This is a genomic window from Halorubrum sp. SS7 (assembly GCF_005435055.1).
Lineage (GTDB): Archaea > Halobacteriota > Halobacteria > Halobacteriales > Haloferacaceae > Halorubrum > Halorubrum salinarum.
The window spans coordinates 1-308 of record NZ_SGXV01000492.1 but is presented as its reverse complement, the minus strand read 5'-3'; the positions used below and the strand labels follow the sequence as shown (position 1 = coordinate 308).

The 308-nt window shown below is 48.7% G+C and carries 1 protein-coding gene; it reads left to right on the top strand.

Translation table 11 applies throughout. The features are described from left to right. Positions 1-216: hypothetical protein (locus tag EXE44_RS20540; RefSeq protein ID WP_158293519.1), on the top strand; the 216-nt coding region annotated here is incomplete at its 5' end. Between the last annotated feature and the right edge of the window lie 92 nt (positions 217-308).

The following is a 308-nucleotide window of genomic DNA, read 5'->3' as shown; positions in this document are numbered from 1 at the left end:
GACGAGGTCTTCACCAAGTACGCGGAACAGGTTGCCCACGGTAAGCAGGTCTTCCGTGTTGGGCTGTACCAAGACGAAGATGATGATGAGCATGATAAGAAGGACGCACGACTCGAAGCCATTAGTGACAACTCTAGTTTCGAGGAGTTTGATCCTAATCTTGGCCGAAACGACATCACGTTTCGCTGGGTCGTTCAGACGATATTCATCGAGTAACTGGTCATCACTAGAGTCGAATCCTCATACCTCAGTACTTGAGTTGAGGCATGTCCACTAGTGGCCTCTCACTTTGAACGATTGGCTCTATT